The organism is Caulobacter sp. DWR3-1-2, assembly GCF_049896225.1.
Taxonomy (GTDB): Bacteria; Pseudomonadota; Alphaproteobacteria; order Caulobacterales; family Caulobacteraceae; genus Caulobacter.
In genome coordinates this window covers 40,435-60,154 of record NZ_JAFCTW010000011.1, presented here as the reverse complement: position 1 = coordinate 60,154, position 19,720 = coordinate 40,435, and the positions used below count along the sequence as shown (strand labels likewise).

Annotated in this window: 22 protein-coding genes; 13 read left to right on the top strand and 9 right to left on the bottom strand. The window is 67.7% G+C overall.

Annotated features, from left to right (window positions below; all coding sequences use genetic code 11):
• Positions 1–24: 24 nt before the first annotated feature.
• Positions 25–1,293 carry a M16 family metallopeptidase gene (locus ACP696_RS15315; protein ID WP_426030310.1) on the top strand — a complete coding sequence of 423 codons (1,269 nt, stop codon included), beginning with the start codon at positions 25–27 and terminating at the stop codon, positions 1,291–1,293.
• 181 nt (positions 1,294–1,474) lie between these two features.
• Here the strand turns inward: ACP696_RS15315 and ACP696_RS15310 are convergent, their stop codons facing one another.
• Positions 1,475–1,804 carry a hypothetical protein gene (locus ACP696_RS15310; protein ID WP_426043999.1) on the bottom strand — a complete coding sequence of 110 codons (330 nt, stop codon included), beginning with the start codon at positions 1,802–1,804 and terminating at the stop codon, positions 1,475–1,477.
• A gap of 262 nt (positions 1,805–2,066) precedes the next feature.
• Between ACP696_RS15310 and ACP696_RS15305 the strand changes: the two genes are divergently transcribed.
• Both ACP696_RS15305 and ACP696_RS15300 read left to right on the top strand, forming a co-directional pair.
• Positions 2,067–2,654, top strand: a complete 588-nt coding sequence (locus ACP696_RS15305) for a GNAT family N-acetyltransferase (protein WP_426043998.1) — start codon at positions 2,067–2,069, stop codon at positions 2,652–2,654.
• Positions 2,655–2,710: 56 nt separating this feature from the next.
• Positions 2,711–4,378 (top strand): putative bifunctional diguanylate cyclase/phosphodiesterase, encoded by a 1,668-nt coding sequence (locus ACP696_RS15300; protein WP_426043997.1) that lies wholly within the window; start codon positions 2,711–2,713, stop codon positions 4,376–4,378.
• 142 nt (positions 4,379–4,520) lie between these two features.
• On the opposite strand, the gene ACP696_RS15295 is transcribed toward ACP696_RS15300, so the two are convergent.
• Positions 4,521–5,117, bottom strand: a complete 597-nt coding sequence (locus ACP696_RS15295; protein ID WP_426043996.1) for a YqgE/AlgH family protein — start codon at positions 5,115–5,117, stop codon at positions 4,521–4,523.
• 111 nt (positions 5,118–5,228) lie between these two features.
• Between ACP696_RS15295 and ACP696_RS15290 the strand changes: the two genes are divergently transcribed.
• The gene (locus ACP696_RS15290) at positions 5,229–5,711 is read left to right on the top strand and encodes a peroxiredoxin (RefSeq protein WP_426011197.1); all 483 of its coding nucleotides are present in this window, start codon (positions 5,229–5,231) and stop codon (positions 5,709–5,711) included.
• Between the two features lie 126 nt (positions 5,712–5,837).
• Here ACP696_RS15290 and ACP696_RS15285 read toward each other — a convergent pair whose 3' ends face one another.
• Positions 5,838–7,577 (bottom strand): acyl-CoA dehydrogenase, encoded by a 1,740-nt coding sequence (locus tag ACP696_RS15285; protein WP_426043995.1) that lies wholly within the window; start codon positions 7,575–7,577, stop codon positions 5,838–5,840.
• A gap of 170 nt (positions 7,578–7,747) precedes the next feature.
• Between ACP696_RS15285 and ACP696_RS15280 the strand changes: the two genes are divergently transcribed.
• Genes ACP696_RS15280 through ACP696_RS15265 form a run of 4 tightly spaced genes read left to right on the top strand, consistent with a single transcriptional unit; the run spans position 7,748 to position 11,006 of the window.
• Entirely contained in the window at positions 7,748–8,365 is a 618-nt protein-coding gene (locus ACP696_RS15280; RefSeq protein ID WP_426011199.1) for a YceI family protein, read from the top strand.
• Between the two features lie 39 nt (positions 8,366–8,404).
• Positions 8,405–9,760, top strand: coding sequence for a YceI family protein (locus ACP696_RS15275; RefSeq protein ID WP_426011200.1), 1,356 nt, complete (start codon positions 8,405–8,407; stop codon positions 9,758–9,760).
• Positions 9,691–10,680, top strand: coding sequence for an L-threonylcarbamoyladenylate synthase (locus ACP696_RS15270; protein WP_426011201.1), 990 nt, complete (start codon positions 9,691–9,693; stop codon positions 10,678–10,680). The genes ACP696_RS15275 and ACP696_RS15270 overlap by 70 nt, the downstream gene beginning before the upstream one ends.
• A gap of 5 nt (positions 10,681–10,685) precedes the next feature.
• A complete protein-coding gene (locus ACP696_RS15265) occupies positions 10,686–11,006 on the top strand; it encodes a 1-deoxy-D-xylulose-5-phosphate synthase (protein ID WP_426011202.1) in 321 nt (106 codons plus the stop codon).
• Here the strand turns inward: ACP696_RS15265 and ACP696_RS15260 are convergent.
• Positions 11,003–11,398: a type II toxin-antitoxin system VapC family toxin gene (locus ACP696_RS15260; RefSeq protein WP_426011203.1), complete on the bottom strand. Its 396-nt coding sequence runs from the start codon at positions 11,396–11,398 to the stop codon at positions 11,003–11,005. The two genes, ACP696_RS15265 and ACP696_RS15260, sit on opposite strands and share 4 nt — an antisense overlap.
• Entirely contained in the window at positions 11,395–11,679 is a 285-nt protein-coding gene (locus ACP696_RS15255; RefSeq protein ID WP_426011204.1) for a type II toxin-antitoxin system VapB family antitoxin, read from the bottom strand. Before ACP696_RS15255 ends, ACP696_RS15260 begins: the two co-directional genes overlap by 4 nt.
• A gap of 67 nt (positions 11,680–11,746) precedes the next feature.
• Here ACP696_RS15255 and ACP696_RS15250 point away from each other — a divergent pair, with 67 nt between their 5' ends.
• Positions 11,747–13,171 (top strand): FAD-binding oxidoreductase, encoded by a 1,425-nt coding sequence (locus tag ACP696_RS15250; RefSeq protein ID WP_426011205.1) that lies wholly within the window; start codon positions 11,747–11,749, stop codon positions 13,169–13,171.
• On the opposite strand, the gene ACP696_RS15245 is transcribed toward ACP696_RS15250, so the two are convergent.
• Both ACP696_RS15245 and ACP696_RS15240 read right to left on the bottom strand, forming a co-directional pair.
• Positions 13,168–13,485, bottom strand: coding sequence for a hypothetical protein (locus ACP696_RS15245; RefSeq protein ID WP_426011206.1), 318 nt, complete (start codon positions 13,483–13,485; stop codon positions 13,168–13,170). The genes ACP696_RS15250 and ACP696_RS15245 overlap by 4 nt on opposite strands.
• A gap of 14 nt (positions 13,486–13,499) precedes the next feature.
• Positions 13,500–14,303 (bottom strand): hypothetical protein, encoded by an 804-nt coding sequence (locus tag ACP696_RS15240; RefSeq protein WP_426043994.1) that lies wholly within the window; start codon positions 14,301–14,303, stop codon positions 13,500–13,502.
• Positions 14,304–14,397: 94 nt separating this feature from the next.
• Between ACP696_RS15240 and yaaA the strand changes: the two genes are divergently transcribed.
• From yaaA to ACP696_RS15220, 4 genes are all read left to right on the top strand, one after another.
• Complete coding sequence (gene yaaA, locus ACP696_RS15235) at positions 14,398–15,165, top strand: peroxide stress protein YaaA (RefSeq protein WP_426011208.1); 768 nt, start codon at positions 14,398–14,400, stop codon at positions 15,163–15,165.
• A gap of 93 nt (positions 15,166–15,258) precedes the next feature.
• Positions 15,259–16,056: a 3-hydroxybutyrate dehydrogenase gene (locus ACP696_RS15230; RefSeq protein ID WP_426011209.1), complete on the top strand. Its 798-nt coding sequence runs from the start codon at positions 15,259–15,261 to the stop codon at positions 16,054–16,056.
• Positions 16,057–16,143: 87 nt separating this feature from the next.
• Positions 16,144–17,217: a patatin-like phospholipase family protein gene (locus ACP696_RS15225; RefSeq protein ID WP_426043993.1), complete on the top strand. Its 1,074-nt coding sequence runs from the start codon at positions 16,144–16,146 to the stop codon at positions 17,215–17,217.
• A 65-nt stretch (positions 17,218–17,282) separates the two neighbouring features.
• Complete coding sequence (locus ACP696_RS15220) at positions 17,283–17,708, top strand: NUDIX hydrolase (RefSeq protein ID WP_426011211.1); 426 nt, start codon at positions 17,283–17,285, stop codon at positions 17,706–17,708.
• 137 nt (positions 17,709–17,845) lie between these two features.
• On the opposite strand, the gene ACP696_RS15215 is transcribed toward ACP696_RS15220, so the two are convergent.
• Positions 17,846–18,079 (bottom strand): hypothetical protein, encoded by a 234-nt coding sequence (locus ACP696_RS15215; RefSeq protein ID WP_426043992.1) that lies wholly within the window; start codon positions 18,077–18,079, stop codon positions 17,846–17,848.
• A gap of 90 nt (positions 18,080–18,169) precedes the next feature.
• A complete protein-coding gene (locus ACP696_RS15210) occupies positions 18,170–19,630 on the bottom strand; it encodes a catalase (RefSeq protein ID WP_426043991.1) in 1,461 nt (486 codons plus the stop codon).
• Positions 19,631–19,720 lie beyond the last annotated feature (90 nt).

The window sequence follows — 19,720 nt, the reverse complement described above, 5'->3', positions numbered from 1 at the left end:
GCTGGGTCGCTATGCGAGGGGGACATGACAACCTCCGCCACCCTGCACACCCTCGAAAACGGCGTCCGCGTCGTCTGTGATCCCATGCCCGGTCTCGAGACCGTGGCCCTGTCGGTCGTCGCCGGGCGCGGCGCGGCCTATGAGGACCCGGCACGGTCGGGCTGGTCGCACCTGCTTGAGCACATGGTGTTCAAGGGGGCCGGCGGTCGCAGCGCGCGCGACATCGTCGAGGTGATCGAGGCCCAGGGCGGGTCGATCAACGCCGCCACCGGCTATGAGCGCACCAGTTTCCAGGTCCGCGCCCTGAAGGGCGGGCTGGACCTGGGCATGAGCGTGCTCAGCGACCTCGTGCTGCGCCCCACGCTCGACGAGGCCGACCTGACCCGCGAGAAGCAGGTGGTGGCCCAGGAGATCGCCGAGGCCGCCGACGCGCCCGACGACTATGTGTTCGACCTGGTCCAGGCCGCCGCCTGGGGCGACCACCCCCTGGCCCGGCCGATCCTGGGCACGGTCGACAGCGTCAACGCGGCCACGGTCGAGGGCCTGTCGGACTGGCGCGGACGGCTCTACGCCGCGGACCGGCTGATCGTCAGCGCCACCGGCGCGGTCGAGGTTGACGAGGTGCTGGACCTGGCACGCCGCCAGTTCGGCGCCCTGCCGTCGGCCAAGGGCGCCGCCGACTTCGCCGCCGCCCCCTTCATCGGCGGCCGCAAGAGCCAGGCCCGCAAGCTGGAGCAGGCCCACCTGGTGTTCATGCTGCCCGCCGTCAGCGCCCGCCAGGACGACTATTTCGCCCTGCGGATCTTCGCCGAGGCCCTGGGCGGCGGCATGTCGTCGCGGCTGTTCCAGGAGGCCCGCGAGAAGCGCGGCCTAGCCTATAATATCGACGCCTATGCCGACACCTATGCCGACTGCGGGGCGCTGGGCGTTTACGCCGGCTGCTCGGCCGGCGACGCGGCCGAGACCGCCAAGGTCTGCGCCGAGCAGATCGTGGCCCTGGCCGACAAGATCGAGGATGCCGAACTGGCCCGCGCCAAGGCCCAGCTTAAGGCCCACATGTTCATGGCCCGCGAACAGCCTTTGTCACGGGCGGAGCAGGCGGCCGGCCAGGCGCTGATGTTCGACCGGTTATACGCCCCCGCCGAACTGGCGCAGGCGGTAGACGCGGTGACGGTGGCGGACCTGACGCGGCTGGCGGGGATGATCCTCGGGCCGCGCAAGACGGCCAGCGCGATCCTGGGGGCGAAGGGGGCGTTGAAGGCGGGGGACGTTTTTGAGAGGGCGTTGGGGTAGGGGGCTGGCCGCTTTAGGTGGATGTCCGCTAGCCGGGACGAATCTGTCTGTTTTCCACCCTTCTCGGCCCTGCGGAATGTCGGATTCCGGCGCAAGCTCGCCATCAAGGCTTTAAGGCGCGGCCTCGCCGTGGAGGGCTTTCTCCTCCCGCGCAACGCGGGGGAGGAGAAAGGGTTTAGGCTTACAACCGCCCGCGCCGTCCGGCCTTGAGCTTGTCCAGCGCCCGGCGGGCGATCTCGGCCTGGGCCGCGACCGGGGCGAGGGCGGTTTGCGCCTCTTCCCAGACGGGTCCCAGGCTCGCCGCGACCGGCTTGGCGCGGGGCATCGGCACGATCAGCGCCACCTTGCGGGCCAGGGTGGCCAGGTCGCCCAGGGCCTTGGCTCTTTCGCGGACCCGGCGGATTTCCGCCGGGTCGTCGCTGGAGTCGAGGATCGCCCAGGCCGCATCGAGGGCGGCCATGAGCTTGAGTTGCAGGGCCTGGCGCCAGGCGGGGATGTCGGTTTGGGTCATGGCCCCATGATGCGGCCGGCCCGGAGGGGTGAGCATCGGAAACCTGCGGTTTTGTTTAAGCTACTGGATTCGCTTAGGTCCATCCCCCCAGTCATGGGGATAGAGCGCGGTGCGACGGCTGGGGACAGGCCCATGGGCCTGTCCCCAAACGGGGACCGGGTTTCGACCCCGTCAGCCTGTGGATAACTTTTGCACGACTGCGCCCCTCTTGCCTCCGGCGCGTTGACCCTCGAAAATGCGCCCGCTCAACGAGAACCCACACTTGTCCGCCTTTCTTCGCCTTTTCCAGACTGATCCCGGCCCACGCCTCGAAGGCGACAAGGTGTTCCTGCGCCTACCGCGCCTGTCGGACTATAAGGCCTGGTCGGCGCTGCGGACCCAGTCGGCGGCCTTCCTCGAGCCGTGGGAGCCGACCTGGCCGAAGGACGACCTGACCCGCGCCGCCTTTCGCAACCGGCTAGGGGCCTATGCCCGCGAACTGGAGACCGGCGAGGCCTTTCCGTTCTTCCTGTTCCGCCGCGACGATGCGACGCTGATCGGCGGGGTGCGGCTGTTCCATATCCGTCGCGGCGTCGCCCAGAGCGCCGTGCTGGGCTATTGGATCGGCCAGCCCTACGCCCGACGTGGCTACATGCTGGACGGCGTCAGGGCCGCCGTGGACTTCGCGTTCGGCGAGATGGGCCTTCACCGCCTGGAAGCGGCCTGCATGCCGGAGAACGCCGCCTCGGCCTCGGTCCTGCTGAAATCCGGTTTCCTGGAAGAGGGATATGCGCCTGCTTATCTGAAAATTAACGGCGAATGGCGAGATCATCGTCTGTTCGGGATGGTCGCGCCCCCTCCGGCCGTTTAGGCCGGTCTACCTTTCGGGGAGGGATTCCTAGCGAGCCCCGGACGCTGGGATAGGGCATGTCTTTCAAGATCAGTCAGCGCCGCGTTTGGGACGCCACGGCCATGCTCGAGGCGCTTGGCGCCGCCGAGGTCGCCCTATGGCTCTGGGAGCCCGAGCTTGACCGGCTGCGCGTCAATGGCGCGGCGCGCGCCTTGGGCCTGGGGCCGCTGGCTCCGGATTGCTCCTCCGTCGCCTTCCGCGCCCTGACCTTGCCTCAAGACCGCGCCCAGGCCGAAGACATCCTCAAGGTTCGCGAGCCGGGCAGCGAGATCGTGGCCCGCCTGCGCATGCGGGGCGGCGAGGTCTGCATCTGGCGTGGCCAGTGGTTGGAGGACGGGGTGCGCGCCGCCGGCGTCATCGCCCCGGAGGTCAAGTTCGCCGCCTCCGAACGCGACAGCCTGACCGGCCTGCTGGACCGCAAGAGCTTCATCGTCCAGGCCCGCGAGCGCCTGTCCAAGCCGGGCGCCTACGAGCTGGTGGTGGCCGACGTCGATCGCCTGCGCCGTCTGAACGAGGCTTTGGGCCACGAGCGCGCCGACCTTGTCTTGGCCGCCCTGGGCTCACGCCTGGCCGCCGCCTTCCCGACCTGTTCGATCCTGGGCCGGATCGGCGAGGACGAGTTCGCGGTGCTGTGCGATCCAACCGGCTTCGAGCCCGCCGAGTTGCTGCGCACCGCCCTGGAGCAGCCTTTGCGGGTGGCCGGCTTCGACATCCACCCCACCCTGTCGATCGGGGCCGTGTCGGCCGAGGGCGGCGAGGACGCCCCCGAAGCGGCCGAACTGCTGCGCCGCGCCGAGCTGGCCGTCGAGGCCGCCGCTTCGGGCGGACGCGGCGGGGCCGCCGCCTATGGTCGCTCTATGGAGACCGACGGCCTGTCGCGACTGGCCCTGGAGGCCGACCTGCGCGGCGCCATCGCCCGTGGCGAGATCCGTCCCTATTTCCAGCCCGTGGTGCGCCTGTCGACCGGCGCCCTGTCGGGCTTCGAGGCCCTGGCCCGCTGGATCCATCCGCGCCGGGGCATGCTGCCGCCCGACGAGTTCCTGCCGCTGATCGAGGAAATGGGCCTGATGAGCGAGCTGGGGGAGCACATGATGCGCACCTCGGCCAAGCAGTTGGCCGCCTGGCGCGACACCCATCCGGCGGTCGGCGCCCTAACCGTCAGCGTCAACCTGTCAACCGGCGAGATCGACCGTCCGGGCCTGGTGCACGACGTCCGCCAGGTGCTGAAGGAACACAACCTGCCGCGCGGCGCGCTGAAGCTGGAAGTCACCGAGAGCGACATCATGCGCGATCCCGAGCGGGCCGCCGTGATCCTGCGCAGCCTGCGCGAGGCGGGCGCCGGCCTGGCGTTGGACGACTTCGGCACCGGCTTCTCGTCGCTGCAGTACCTGACCCGCCTGCCGTTCGATACGCTCAAGGTCGATCGTTATTTCGTCCGCACCATGGGCAGCAACGCCGGCTCGGCCAAGATCGTCCGCTCGGTGATCAAGCTGGGCCAGGACCTGGAGCTGGAAGTCGTGGCCGAGGGCGTCGAGAACGCCGAGATGGCGCGCGCGCTTCAGGCCCTGGGCTGCGACTACGGCCAGGGCTTCGGCTACGCCCCGGCCCTGTCGCCGCAGGAGGCCGAGGTCTATCTCAACGAGGCCTATGTGGACGGCGCCGCGCCGGTGAAGGCGCGGGGGTAGGGTTACTCACTTGCCCCTCCGCCCACTTCGCGGTCTGTCGCGGCGAGGGGGCGGAGCCTCGCGCACCTGAGCTCCGCCCCCTATGGGGGCGGACAGGCGACGCAGTCGCCAGGTGGGGGCAAGTCCCCCACCCCTGGACCGTCTAAGCCCGCCCCGCCTGGGCCGACAGCTGGTCGGCGGTTATGCCGATCTTGGCCAGGGCCATGGTCCATTTGTTGTCGTAGTCGTCGCCAAACAGCAGCGCTTCGTCGGCGTCGCAGATCAGCCAGACATTGTCGCGCAGCTCCTGCTCCAGCTGGCCGGGGCCCCAGCCGGAATAGCCAAGGGCCAGTATGGCCTGGCGCGGCCGGTGGGTCCGGCTGCCGAGGGCGTCCAGCACGTCACGGGTGACGGTCAGGGCCAGGCCGTCGGCCACCGACACCGTCGAGTCGGGCGAAACGAAGTCGTCGGTGTGCAGGACAAAGCCCCGCTCGCGCTCCACGGGCCCGCCCAGCATCACCAGATGCGACAGGGCGTGAGCCTCGGGCTCGACGCCGAGATTGTTGAGCAGTTCGTACAGGGTCAGCCCCTCGGCCGGGCGATTGACCGCCAGCCCCATGGCCTGTTCGGCGTCGTGGGCGCACAGGTACAGCACCGCGCGCTCGAAGCGTGGATCCTCGATGCCAGGCATGGCGACCAGCATCTGGCCGGCGAGAAACGCGGGCTCGGATTTGCCGAGATCGATGTGCGGGTGGTCCATGATCAGAGGATCGGGGCGGACGGCGGCAGTTTCAAGTCCAACCTTTCCTTGGCGATCGGCCTTGGCGGCTTTATCTCCGATCCGCTCCCTCAACGAACAGGAACTCCGCACATGGCGATCAAGGTTGGCGACACGCTTCCTTCGGCGACTTTCATGACTTTCACCGCCGAGGGCCCGGCCCCGGTGACCACCGACGAACTGTTCAAGGGCAAGACCGTCGCCCTGTTCGCCGTACCCGGCGCCTTCACCCCCACCTGCTCGGCCAAGCACCTGCCGGGCTTCAAGGACCATGTCGCTGACTTCAAGGCCAAGGGCGTCGACACGATCGCCTGCGTCTCGGTCAACGACGTCTTCGTGATGAAGGCCTGGGCCGCCGACCAGGGCATCACCGACGAGGTCCTGCTGCTGGCCGACGGCAATGGCGCCTTCACCCAGGCGGTCGGCCTGGACTTCGACGGCAGCAAGTTCGGCATGGGCCTGCGCTCGCAGCGCTACTCGCTGATCGCCAAGGACGGCGTGGTCGAGACGCTGAACGTGGAAGAGGGCGGGGACTTCAAGGTCTCGTCGGCGGACTACATGCTGGGTCAGCTGTAGGGTTTTCGATCGGGGACATGCACTTGTGCGTGTCCCCAACCGGAAGTGCGGGCGGTCTTGACCTCAAGGTCCGACTTCTGTGCGTTTGATGGGGACACGCACAAGTGCATGTGCCCGGTCGGATCATTAAACGCCCAGCATCTCCGCCGTCACGCCTTCCAGATCCGCAGCCCCCGCCGTCACCCCCGCCACCTGGCCCGGCACGCTCGCCAAAACGTTCTCCCCATAGACACGCGCCAGCGCCAGCCGCACGCCGTGCGGCTCGGCCAGCGCGCCTTTGATCAGCATCCAGCCGCCCACCACGTCGCCTAGCAGCTTCAGATAGGCCGTGGCCCCCGACAACGCGTCCGGCATGGCCCGGGCCCGGCGTTCGATCAGCCAGGCCGTGGCCGAACTGGCCGCGTTGAGGGCGGCGTCAAAGCGCAGGGCCACGCCGGCCAAGGCCTCGATCGCGGCTATTGCCTCCAGCGTATCGCGCATGTCGTCCATCAGGTCGCCAATCGCCTGGCCCTCGCCCAGCATCAGCTTGCGGCCGATCAGGTCGATGGCCTGGATGCCGTTGGCGCCCTCGTAGATCGGGTTGATCCGGGCGTCGCGATAGTGCTGGGCCGCGCCGGTCTCCTCGATGAAGCCCATGCCGCCGTGGATCTGCACGCCCTGGGAGGCCACCTCGACGCCCATGTCGGTGGACCAGGCCTTGGCGATCGGGGTCAGCAGCTCCTCGCGCAGCTTGGCGCTCGCGCGAGCCTCTTCCGTTTCGGCGTGGCGCGACAGGTCGGCGGCCACGGCCGTGGAGAGGCAGATCCCGCGCGCCGCCTCGATACGGGCCTTCATCAGCAGCAAGGTGCGGCGGATGTCGGGATGGTCGAACAGCCGGGCGGGATAGGCGCCCGTCCAGGCCGAGCGGCCTTGCGTGCGTTCCAGCGAGAAGGCCAGGGCCTGCTGATAGGCCCGCTCGGCGATGGCCACGCCCTGGGTTCCGACCTGCAGCCGCGCGGCGTTCATCATCGTGAACATGTGGGCCAGGCCCTTGCCCAACTCGCCCACCAGGGTGGCCTTGGCCCCCTCGTACAGCATCACGCAGGTGGGCGAGCCGTGGATGCCCAGCTTGTGCTCCAGCCCGCCCACCCGCAGGGCGTTGGCCACGCCCAGCACGCCATCCTCGCCGACCAGAACCTTCGGCGCCAGGAACAGCGAGATGCCCTTGACGCCGGGCGGCGCGTCGGGCGTGCGGGCCAAAACGAGGTGGCAGACATTGTCGGCCACGTCGTGGTCGCCCCAGGTGATGTAGATCTTCTGGCCGACCAGGGCGTACCCGCCCTCGCCATCGGGCGTGGCCATCGTCGTCAGGGCCGCCAGGTCCGAGCCGGCCTGGGGCTCGGTGAGGTTCATGGTGCCGGTCCATTCGCCGGAGACCAGCCGGGGCAGATAGAGCCGCTGCTGGCTTTCCGAACCATGGCTGGCCAGGGCCTCGATCGCCGCCAGGGTCAGCATCGGGCACAGGCCGAACGCCATGTTGGCGGCGTGGACCATCTCGAAGACGGCGATTTCCAGCGTCTTGGGCAAGCCCTGGCCGCCGTGCTTCGGATCGGCCGCCAGGCTGTTCCAGCCGGCCTGGGCGAAGGCCTTGTAGGCGGCGGGGAAGCCTGGCGAGGTGCGGACCACGCCATTGTCCAGCTGCGCGGGCGTCAGGTCGCCGGCCCGGTTGATCGGGGCCAGAATCTCGCTGGCGAAGACGCCGGCCGCGTCGAGAACCGCGTCCACCGTGTCGGCGTCGGCCTCGGGAAAGGCCGCGGCCAGGCGGTCGAAGCCGGCCACATGGCGCAGGGCGAAGGCGAGGTCGCGAACGGGCGCGCGGTAGGTCATGAGGGAGGTCCGATCCAGGGGACGGCGAGGTGAACCCTGTTTAGAGACGGCCGCCGCGTGTGCAAAGCCGAAGGGATCACGGCTTCGTGAAGCGCTGACCCTTTATCGCTGGGCCAAGCTTCCCAAGTTGGGGTTCAGCAACTATTTCTATTACAGTTTGGAGACTGCCCATGAACCGCCGTTTCGCCTCCGCCCTCCTGGCCGGCGCTCTTCTGCTCGCTCCGGCGGCCCTCCCCGCCGTCGCCTCGGCGCAGGCCGTCGCCACCGACCCGGCCCAGGCTCCGGCCGGCAATTGGACGATCGACAAGAAGCACGCCAGCCTCGAGATGAAGGTCTCGCACTTCGGCACGTCGCACTACACCTTCCGCTTCGCGCGCGAAGCCATCGACGGTTCTTACGTCTATGACCCGGCCAAGCCGCTGGCCACCAAGGTGTCGATCACCATCGACGCCGCCGCCGTCGATACTGGCCTGCCGGACTTCAACAAGGAAATCGGCACGGACCCCAAGTTCTTCAACGCCGGCCAATATCCCAAGATCACCTTCGTCTCGACCAAGGTCGAACCCGGCAAGCTGACGGGCGACCTGACCTTTCGCGGCGTGACCAAGCCGGTGACCCTGGACGTCAAATATAACGGCTACGCCAAGACCCCGTTCGGCTCGCAGATCATGGGCTTCTCGGCCACCGGCACGATCAAGCGCTCGGACTTCGGCTTCACCCACCTGAAGGGCCTGGTCGGCGACGACGTCGATCTGGAAATCGAAGCCGAGTTCAATCCGAAGAAGTAGGGTTGGATTCGAAACCCGCGATTTCTGACGAGGTACGCCATGACCACCGAGTCGACCGTTGAGACCGCCTCGGTGGCGGGACGCACGCGATACACGCCCCCTTCTCGCTACACGACGGTGGCGATCATCCTGCACTGGCTGATCGCCGCCGCCATCATCTTCCAGATCATCCTGGGCTGGCGGATGGGGGACGGTCCCAAGGGGCCGACCACCTACGCGATCTTTCAACTGCACAAGTCGATCGGCATCACCATCCTGCTGCTCAGCTTGGGCCGGCTGGCCTGGCGGCTGACCCACAGGCCGCCGCCGCACCCGGTGGGGCAACCCCGCTGGGAGACGATCGCCTCGCAAGTGGTCCACGTGGCCTTCTACGTGATCATGATCGGACTGCCGGTCACCGGCTGGATCATCGTCTCGACCAGCCGGCTGCCGATCCCGACCGTGCTGTTTGGCGCGATCCCCTGGCCGCACCTGCCGTTCCTGCCCGAGCTGGCGGCCGGTCCCAAACACCTGTGGAATCAGGTCGGCGAGCTGGGTCACGGCCTGCTGGTCAAGACCACCTATCTGCTGCTGGCCCTGCACCTGGGGGCGGTGGCCAAGCACCAGATTCTCGACCGCGACGCCGTTTTCGGCCACATGGCGGCTGGCGCCAAGCCGGGTTGGAAAGAGCCGCGCGCCTGGCTGGCCGCCGCGGGACTCATCGCGGTGGTCGCCGCCGGCTATCTCTACATGCCGTCGGTGAAGGCCAAGACGCCGGCGGCGCCCGTTCCTGCGCCTGAAGTGCAATGGCGAGGCAAGCCGGCCTTGGTTCAAAACGCCGCGCCCGCCGAGCAAACACCGTCCGCCGAAGCCGCCACCGCCCCCGCCGCGCCCGCCGAGTTGGACAAGGCGCTGAAGGACCCCGTCGCCTGGACCGTGGCCAAGAGCTCGACCCTGGGCTTCTCCGCCGCCTGGGAAGACAACACCATCCAGGGTCAGTTCAAGCGCTGGACCGCCGACATCCTGTTCTCGCCCGACGCCCTCGACCGCTCGAAGCTGACGGTCAGCATCGACATGGCGTCGGCCGCCACCGGCGACGACCAGCGCGACGCCAGCCTGCCCAGCGAGGACTTCTTCGCGGCGGCGACCCATCCCAAGGCTGTCTTCACCGCCAGCAAGTTCCGCCAGACCGGCGAGGGCCGGTTCGTCGCCGACGGCGTGCTGGATCTGCGCGGAGTCAAGAAGCCCGTCAGCCTGCCGTTCTCGCTGAAGATCGACGGCGACACGGCCACGGCGCGCGGTGTAACCACCCTGGACCGGACGGTGTTCGGGGTAGGACAGGGTGAATGGGCGTCGACGAGCGAGATCGGGGCGAAGGTGAAGGTCAGCTTCGCCATCGCGGCCAAGCGGAAATAGACCCGCAAGTTGTTGGGGCCGCGCGGGCGCTCGCCGCCGGCGGCCTGGTGCTCCTGCCGACCGAGACGGTCTATGGCCTGGGGGCCGACGCCTCGAACCCGACCGCCGTGGCGGCGATCTTCGAGGCCAAGGGCCGCCCGCGCTTCAACCCGCTGATCGCCCATGTCGCCAGCATCGAAGCCGCCGCCCGCATTGCCACCTTCGACGATCGCGCCCTGGCTCTGGCGCGAGCCTTTTGGCCCGGCCCGCTGACGATCGTCGCCCCGATCCGCGACACCGCCGCCGTCTGCGATCTGGCCCGGGCGGGTCTCGACACCGTGGCCATCCGGGTGCCCGGCCACCCCCTGTCGCGCGCCGTGCTGGCGGCGTTCGGCGGTCCGGTCGTTGCGCCTTCGGCCAATCGCTCGGGCCGGCCGAGCCCCACCACCTTTGCCGACGCCTTCGCCGAGACCGGCGACAAGACCGCCGCCGCCCTGGACGGCGGGCCCTGCGACGTCGGGCTGGAAAGCACGGTTGTGGCGGTGCTCGACGGTCCGGTGAGCCTGCTGCGCCCCGGCGCCGTGACTCGCGCCCAGCTGGAGGCCGTGGTCGGCCCGCTGGCCGAGGCGCAGAATGACGCCAAGCGCTCGCCCGGCAGGCTGGCCCTGCACTATGCCCCCGACGCGCCGGTGCGGATCAATGCCGAGACCCCGGCGGCGGGCGAGGCGTTCCTGGCCTTTGGGCCATGGCCGCAAGGGGATAGGGTGTTCAATCTCAGCCCCTCGGGCGATCTGGCGGAGGCGGCGGCAAACCTGTTCGCGTTCCTTCGCGCCGCCGACCGCACCCAGCCGACAGCCATCGCCGTCGCGCCGATCCCGGGCGAGGGCCTGGGCGAAGCGATCAATGACCGGCTGCGGCGCGCGGCCGGTTTCATAGGATAGAGCCGATGAAATTCCGCATCATGTATATCGAGGACAAGTCCAAGGGGCTGAACGGTCCGGCGCGGATCGGGCGCGTCCGGCTGTCGAAGACCGGCGAGACGCTCTACTACGCCGGCCGGGCCTTTGAGGCGCTGCGCAATTCAGGCCTGAAGGCCAATTTCACCGACGTCGACACGGGCCACCCCTTCTGGATCGCCAAGGCGCGCAAGGATGGCGGCGACCGGCTCTTCAAGGGCGCGGGCGATCCGCCGGTGATCGACGACGACGTGCGCGAGGACTATTGGCGCGACGTTCGGGGCCTGCCGGATCCGGACGTGGCGGGCTAGGCGTCCAGCGCCGAGCGGACGTCGGTCATCGGAAAGTCGTCGCCCTTGTAGAGCAGTGGCGCGCCGAGTTGCTTGGCCAAGGCGTAGGCGAAGCAGTCGGCGAGGTTCAGGCGGGCGGGGTGGTGTCCTTTGCCGTAGGTGAGGTAGGCGTCTAGAGCCTTGGCGGAGTCCTCGGGGTCGGGGTGGACGGCGACTCCGAGTTGAGCAAGCCAAACGTCCAGTTCAGCCCGGTCTTCGAGATGGCCCCGACTGATCAAGACGACGCCGGTTTCAACATAGTTGAATGCGGAGATTACGGTCCGATCCGAGGATAACAAGGCTTGCATGATCAGAATGTGGTCAGGCTCGCTGGTGGCGACGGCGACCAACGCCGAGGTATCGACGACAATCATTCAGGATCGGTTGTGTCGAGGCCGGGGATTTCGTTAAGCTCATCGAAGTCGGCCTTGGTGACGTTCAGCTTGACCTTGTCCAGGCCGACGGCGCGCCTGAAGCGATCGGTCGCTTCGCGCATTTCCTCGATCGTCCGCGCTCGATGCGGTCGGGCTTCGTGTTGCTTGGCCAAGCGTTCGCGCACCGCGACCTCTACGGCGGTTGTCAAGCTTTCGCCCGTCAGTCCGGCGAGTTCGCGCACGGCGCGCTCGGCCTCTGGATTCTTGATCAGGATGCCCATGGCGATCTCCGTATAGACCGCAGTATATACTGACAGCCTCGCTCCCGGAAGCGTATCCTCCGCCACCATGACCAAGCCCCTCCCCGCCGACACCCTGTCCCGCCTGAAGGCCGTGCTCGGCGAGGGCGGGTGGAGCCAGGACCCTGATCGTCTGGCCCCCAAACTGGTCGAATGGCGCGGGCGGTGGTCCGGCCAGACCCCACTGCTGGCCCTGCCACGCTCCACGGCCGCGGTGGCCGCAGTGGTCGGCATCTGCGCGGCCGACGGCGTGGCCATCACCCCGCAGGGCGGCAATACCGGCCTGGTCGCCGGCCAGATCCCGCAGGGCGAGATCCTGCTCTCCACCGAGAAGCTGACGAGGGTGCGCGACATCGACGCCTTCGACGACGTCATGGTGCTGGAGGCCGGGGTCACCTTGGCGACGGCCCATGAGGCCGCGCTCTCGGTCAGCCGCCGCTTTCCCCTGAGCCTGGCCTCGGAAGGCTCTTGCACCATCGGCGGCCTGGCCTCGACCAATGCCGGCGGCACGGCGGTGCTGCGCTATGGCACGATGCGCGACCAGGTCCTGGGGATCGAGGCGGTGCTGCCCAATGGCGAGGTTTGGAACGGCCTGAAGCGGCTGCGCAAGGACAATACCGGCTATGACCTCAAGCACCTGCTGATCGGGGCCGAGGGCACGCTGGGGGTGATCACCGCCGCCAGCCTCAAGCTCTATCCGCTGCTGGCTTCACGCTGCGTGGCCATCGCCGCCGTCGCTACCCCCCACGCCGCCATCGCCCTGCTAGCCAGGGCCAAGGACGAGACCGGGGGCGCGATCGAGGCCTTCGAGCTGATGAGCCGGCTGGGCGTGGCGTTCGCGATCAAGAACATCCCCGGCCTGCGCGAGCCGCTGGAGGCCGTCCATCCCTGGTACGTGCTGATCGAGACCGCCTCGGGCGAACCGGGCGCCGCCGAAGCGGCCATGCAGCGGTTGCTGTCGGACGCGCTGGAGACCGGCCTGATCCAGGACGCGGCCGTCGCACAATCCCAGACCCAGGCCCACGCCTTCTGGGCCGTGCGCGAGAACCAGTCCGGCGGCCAGAAGCCCGAAGGCGCGGCCTGGAAGCATGACGTCTCCGTGCCGGTCTCCAAGGTCGCCGCCTTCATCGACCAGGCCACGGCGGCGGTGGAAAAGCTGTCGCCCGGCGTCCGGGTGGTCGCCTTCGGCCATGTTGGCGACGGCAATGTCCATTACGACGTCCTGCGGGCCGACGGCGCGCCCATGAACGAGAAGGGCGACGACCCGCACGACGCCCTGCGCGATACGGGCGCCCGCATCGTCCATGACATCGTGGCGTCGATGGACGGCTCGATCAGCGCCGAGCACGGCCTGGGGGCGATGAAGTCGGTCGAGGCCCTGCGCTACAAGAGCGCCGTAGAGGTCGAGGCCCTGCGCGCCATCCGCGCCGCGCTGGACCCCCAGCGGATCATGAACCCGCGCGTGCTGTTCTAGGCAGTCCTGTCCGCCGCCTTCGCCAGGGCGTTGGCGCGGGCTCTCCGGACGCCCAGACAGACGAACATCGACGCCAGGGCGCCGAGCGGAACCGTCGCCTTGTAATAGCCGGCCTGCTGGCCCGGCCCGAGGATGTTGATGGCCGCCGGCACGAAGCCCCACACGCCGTCCGAAGCGCGCATCCAGAACGCCCCGATCCCGACGAAACACAGCACCGCCCACAGGATGCGGTACTTCAGGCCCTGGGTGCGCAGCACCAGGAACAGGGCGCCGAACATCACCAGCGGGCAGGTCAGGGCGGCCAGCAGGCCCAAGGTCTGGGGTACGATCAGAACGCCTCCTCCACTACGGGCTCAGCCTTCGGCTTGGCCCATACCCCGGTTAGGATCAAGACCGCGCCCAGCGGAACGATGAAGGTCAGGATCCAGGGGTCGAACCGTGAGCCCCCGCGGACCACACCGGCGCCGAGCAGGGCGATGTTCACCAGCTTCCAGCTGAACACGGCGTTGAACCAGTTCATCTGCAGGCTGCCGACCCCCGCGAACGCGGCGATCCCCCATAGCCATTTGCGCTTCAGGCCCTTGATTCGGATTACCTTTATCAAGGCGGCCAGCATCAGGCCAAGGCTGGCCGCCAGACCGGCTAGAAAAACGTATTGGGTGTAATGCTTGCCAGCCAGGGAGAATTTCAGCGCCTGGAGTTCCTCCGTGGTGGCGACCTGGGCATTGAACCCGGTCATCAGCCAAGCCTTTGCGCCCTCCGGCCGCGCTAGCGCCACCCGGGCCAGAACCACCTTGCCGGGATAGTCGTATTCGTGGGCGAGCGTCGCCGTCTTGCCCTTGCCGACCATGGAGAGATAATTCCAGCCCACGGCCTTGCCCAGGCTCGGTTCGCCCGCGGGAATATAGGCCCGGACCTTGACCAATTCCTCGGCGGTCTGCGGCGTGCGAATTTCCGGCGACAGGCGGGCTTGCAGGCTCGGTGACTGAGTGCGGATCTCCGAATAGACCGCACGCGCCACGGCGTCGGCCTCGGGATCCAGGGCCGGCGCCTGACAGCTGGCAAGTCCAGCGAACCCGGCGCAGACGAGCAGCGCCGCGATCCTTCTCAAAGTCGGTCCGAAATCAATCATGCTGTCCCCACCCTACGCGTAACATCGCGGCGCGCCGGCCCATTGTCCAGCCTCGCACTAGCCGTGGCCCTCCGGAGCCTCTATCTCCCCGCCCATGTTGATGGTCATCTCCCCCGCCAAATCGCTGGACTTCACCGCCCCTGACCAGGTGCTGCCGCTCACCACGCCCGAGTTGAAACCGCAGATCGCCGAACTGGCCAAGCTGACGCACAAGCTGAAGGCGACCGACCTGCGCCGGCTGATGCACATCTCCGAAAAGCTGGCCGAACTGAACTACGAGCGCTTTCAAGTCTTCGACCCGCAGGTCGAGGAGGGGCTCCAGGCCGTGATCGCCTTCAACGGCGACGTCTATGCGGGTCTCGCCGCGCGCGAGCTGGACCGCCCGGCCCTGGAGTGGGCCCAGGACCACCTGCGCATCCTGTCGGGCCTGTATGGCGTGCTGCGACCGCTCGACGCCCTGCAGGCCTATCGCCTGGAGATGGGCGTGCGGTTGAAGACCAAGAAGGGCTCCAACCTCTACGACTTCTGGGGCGAAACAATCTCCAAGACCCTGAACGCGGCGGCCCAGGACCAAGCCGATCCCACCCTGGTGAACCTGGCCAGCCAGGAATATTTCGGCGCCGTCGACGCCAAGGCGCTCAAGTTGCCCATCGTCAACTGCCACTTCAAGGAAGAAAAGGGCAACACGCTGCGCGTGCTGGGCTTCTTCGCCAAGAAGGCCCGCGGCCGCATGGCCCGCTTCGCCATCGACAACCGCGTCGAGCGGGCGGAAGATCTCAAGGGCTTCGACCTGGACGGCTACAGGTACCGCAAGGATCTCTCGACACAGGCCGACTGGGTTTTCGCTCGGCTCCAGCCCTGAATTTATCCACCGGTGAGTTATAAACGCTCGCTGATCGCAACAGCGAGCTATATGTTGCGTTGCAGCATGAGCGGGATGCGCAAGGAGTTGCCGATGGCCGTGGATTTCGGTTTGCAAGGTCAGGTCGCGATTGTGACCGGTTCGACCAGCGGCATCGGCCATGCCATGGCCGACGCGCTCGCGGCCCAGGGCGTCAATATCGTCCTGAATGGCCTGGGCGAGATGACCGCTATTGAGAAAACCCGCGCCGACCTGGCCGAAAAGCACGGCGTCGAGGTGCTCTACAACGGCGCCGACATGACCAAGCCCGGCCAGATCGCCGAGATGATCGCCGCCGCCAAGGCCGAGTTCGGCGAGCTGGACATCCTGATCAACAACGCCGGCGTCCAGCACGTGGCGCCGATCGAGGACTTCCCCGCCGACCAGTGGGACCTGATCATCGCCATCAACCTGTCGTCGGCCTTCCACGCCACCAAGGCGGCGATCCCGATCATGAAGGAGCAGGGGCGCGGACGGATCGTCAACATCGCCTCGGCCCACGGCCTGGTCGCCTCGCCGTTCAAGAGCGCCTATGTGGCCGCCAAGCACGGCATCCTCGGCCTGACCAAGACCGCCGCCCTGGAACTGGCCACTTTCGGTATCACCTGCAACGCCATCTGCCCGGGCTTCGTGAAGACCTCGCTGGTCGAGGCCCAGATCGTCGATCAGGCCAAGGCGCGCGGGATCTCGGAGGAGGCGGTGATGAAGGACGTGATCCTGGCCGCCCAGCCGACCAAGCAGTTTGTCACCTTCGACCAATTGAACGGTCTGCTGCTGTATCTGGTGTCCGACGCCGGGGCCTCGGCCAACGGCGCGGCCTTCAGCATCGATGGAGGCTGGACCGCGGCGTAGGTCCAGACTTTTCTTCCGTCTTCCCGGCCTTCGCCGGGAAGACGGAGTGGGGGGAGCGTCGAGACCGTCTGAACTCGGAGCTTCTCCATGCCCATCGGTCCGTTCAAGAAAAAGCCCTCGGGCCCCAAGCCCATCAGCCTGGCCCTGCAGGGCGGTGGCTCGCACGGGGCTTTCGAGTGGGGGGTGATCGACCGCCTGCTCGAGGAGGAGGACATCGAGATCCATGCGGTGACGGCCGCCTCGGCCGGCGCGATGAACGCCGTCTGCCTGGCCCAGGGCCTGATCGACGGCGGCCGCGCCAATGGACGAGAAGCCGCCAGGACCCGGCTCGAACGCTTCTGGAAACAGGTCAACCGCAACGGCGGGCGCAACGTGTTTGGCGACACCAGCATCTGGACCAACGCATTTTCCGGCGGGACCGACTGGCTGAAAAACACCCCCGGCTGGCGGATGGCCGAGACCTTCGCCCTGTCGATGAGCCCCTACGAGTTCAACCCGTTCAACCTCAATCCGCTGCACGACGCCCTGGAAGGCGAGATCGACTTCAAGGCGCTGCGCGAGCGCTCGCCGATCAAGCTCTACATCGCCGCCACGGCCGTGCGCACCAGCAAGTTGAAGGTCTTCCGCGAGACCGAGCTGACCGCCCGCCACATCATGGCCAGCGCCTGCCTGCCCCAGGTGTTCCAGGCGGTCGAGATCGACGGCGAGCCCTATTGGGACGGCGGCTTTCTGGCCAATCCGCCGCTATGGCCGCTGTTCTACGACGACACGCCCGATGATATCCTGCTGGTCAGCCTCAACCCCTTCGTCCGCGACGAGACGCCCAAGACGCCGGGCGAGATCATGGATCGGCTGAACGAGATCACTTTCAACGCGGCGCTCGCCAGCGAGCTGAGGGCCATCGGCTTCGTGCAGAAGCTTCTCGACGAGGGGCTGCTCAAGGACACCGCCCGCGGCCGCTACCGCAGGATGCTGATGCACGCCATCACCGCCGACAAGGCCTTGGCCGACCTGTCGCTGGGCAGCAAGTTCGACACCGAGTGGAGCTTCCTGACCGACCTGCGCGACCGGGGCCGCAAGGCGGCCGACGCCTGGTTGGGGAACCACCTGACCAAGGTGGGGGTGAGTTCGAGCCTGGACCTGAAGAACGGGTTTCCGTAACAGCCTGGCCAGGGATGACAGCGACGAGCACGGAGCCTATCAGGCCCGCCATGGCTTCTACCCCTATGTCCGAACTCCTCCCCGTACCCACCGTCGGCGTCATCTGCCTGCGTGATGACCAGGTCCTGCTGATCAAGCGCGGCACCGCGCCCCGACTGGGCCAGTGGAGCCTACCAGGCGGCCGGCTGGAACGGGGTGAGACCACTCGCGCCGGGGCCCTGCGCGAACTGGCCGAGGAGACGGGCGTCGAGGCCGTGCTGCTGGGGCTTGTCGACGTGGTGGACGGGCTGTTCACGTCGCGGACGAGCGGCGAGACGACGCGGCATTACCTGATGATCGACTATGCCGCGCGGTGGGTGGCGGGCGATCCTGTAGCCGGCGACGACGCGGCCGAGGCGCGGTTCTTCACGCTGGCCGAGGCGCTGGCGGCGGTGGAGTGGGATGTGACGCGGGCGGTGATTGAGCAGACGTTTGAGCGGTTTGGGGGATAGGGCGGAGGTCTGGCTTGCGCGGTAGCCCTGAAGCGCGGCGGATCAGCTGGGGACACACACTCGTCCCGCCGCCTGCGCCAAGCGTGCAAGGGCCGTGGAATGAGTGTGTGTGTCCCCGCCCGTGAGTGGATTCGCCGTCAGGCAAAGCGCAGGTGCGGCGATGTGTTTCCCAGCAGCGCCGCCCGGATCCGCGACCCAAACTTCGTGCCGGAGGTCAGGCGCGTGACCATCCCGGCGTCGCCGGCGCGGTCAAAGGCTCGCGCGGCGGCGGTCCACAGGGCGGTGGTGACGGGATGGGGCATGACGATCCCGGCGGCGAGGCCGAGGGCCAGCAGGGCCCAGGCTTCGAAACGATCGATGGCGGAAGACATCAAATGGAACTTTCAAGACTGTGGAGGCGGGCCGCCACGCTGGGTGAATGCGTGACGGCCCGTCTCGGGCCTGCGAAACAGCGGCGATCGCTATTGTGCGGCGACGAGGCTCTCGATCGTCAGCCCCAGGCGGTGGGCGACGCCGGCCGCGTAGGCCGGATCGGCGCGGTGGAAGTGGACCAGTTGGCGCTGCTGGATCTCGACCGGCACGCCGTGCATGGCCGCCGCGATATTGTCGAACAACTGGCGCTGCTGGTCGGCGTTCATCAGGCGGAACAGGTCGCCAGGCTGGGTATAGTCGTCACTGATCCCCCGATGGTCGAAACGGTCGGCGTCGCCCTCCAGCGGCAGGGCTGGTTCGACGAAGGCCTTGTCCTCGACCGGTCCGCCGAAGCTGTTGGGCTCGTACCAGGCGTTGGTGCGCGGCGGACTGTCCAGGCGCATCGCGCCGTCGGCGTGCTGGGTGTGAACCGGGGCGATCGGACGGTTGACCGGCAGGGCCTCGTAGTGGGTCCCGATCCGATAGCGGTGGGCGTCGGCATAGGCGAAGATCCGCGCCTGCAGCACCTTGTCGGGCGAGAAGCCGATGCCGGGCACCACGTTCGAGGGGCTGAACGAGGCCTGTTCGATCTCGGCGAAATAGTTGTCCGGATTGCGGTTCAGCTCGACCATCCCGACCTCGATCAGCGGATATTCGGCGTGCGGCCAGACCTTGGTCAGGTCGAAGGGGTTCCAGCGGAAGGTTTCGGCCTGGGCCTGGGTCATCACCTGGATGCAGAAGCGCCAGCGCGGGAAGTCGCCGGTCTCGACGGCCTCGAACAGGTCGCGCTGGGCGCTTTCCCGGTCGTTGGCGATGATGGCGTTACCCTCGGCGTTGGTCCAGTTCTTGATGCCCTGCATCGACTTGAAGTGAAACTTCACCCAAACCCGCTCATTGGCCTCGTTGAGGAAGCTGTAGGTGTGGCTGCCGAAGCCGTGGATGAACCGGTAGCCCTGAGGAAGGCCACGATCGCTGAACAGCGTCGTCACCTGGTGCAGGCTCTCGGGGCTCAGCGACCAGTAGTCCCACATGGCCGTCGGCGAGCGCAGATTGGTCACCGGGTGGCGCTTCTGGGTGCGGATGAAGTCCGGGAACTTCAGCGGGTCGCGGACGAAGAACACCGGGGTGTTGTTGCCCACCATGTCCCAGTTGCCCTGCTCGGTGTAGGCCTTGATCGAGAAGCCGCGCACGTCGCGCTCGGCGTCGGCGGCGCCGCGCTCGCCGGCCACGGTGGAGAAGCGCATCAGGACCTGTGTCTGCTTACCCACCTCCGACAGGAAGGCGGCCTTGGTGTAGCGGGTGACGTCCTGCGTCACGGTCAGGGTCCCGTAGGCGCCCGAGCCCTTGGCGTGGACCACCCGCTCGGGGATCCGTTCGCGGTTCTGGTGGGCCAGCTTTTCCATCAGCTGATAGTCCTGCATCAGCAGGGGACCGCGCGGACCGGCGCTGATCGAATTCTGGTTATCGGCGATCGGTGCGCCGGCCGTGGTGGTCAAGGTGGTCTTGGTCATGGTCGCCTCGCCGTGTTTGATGGTTGACCTTGACCGCGGCGCAGAGATTAATCCAATTGATCGTTTCTTGCGAAGTCATCGGAAAATTCT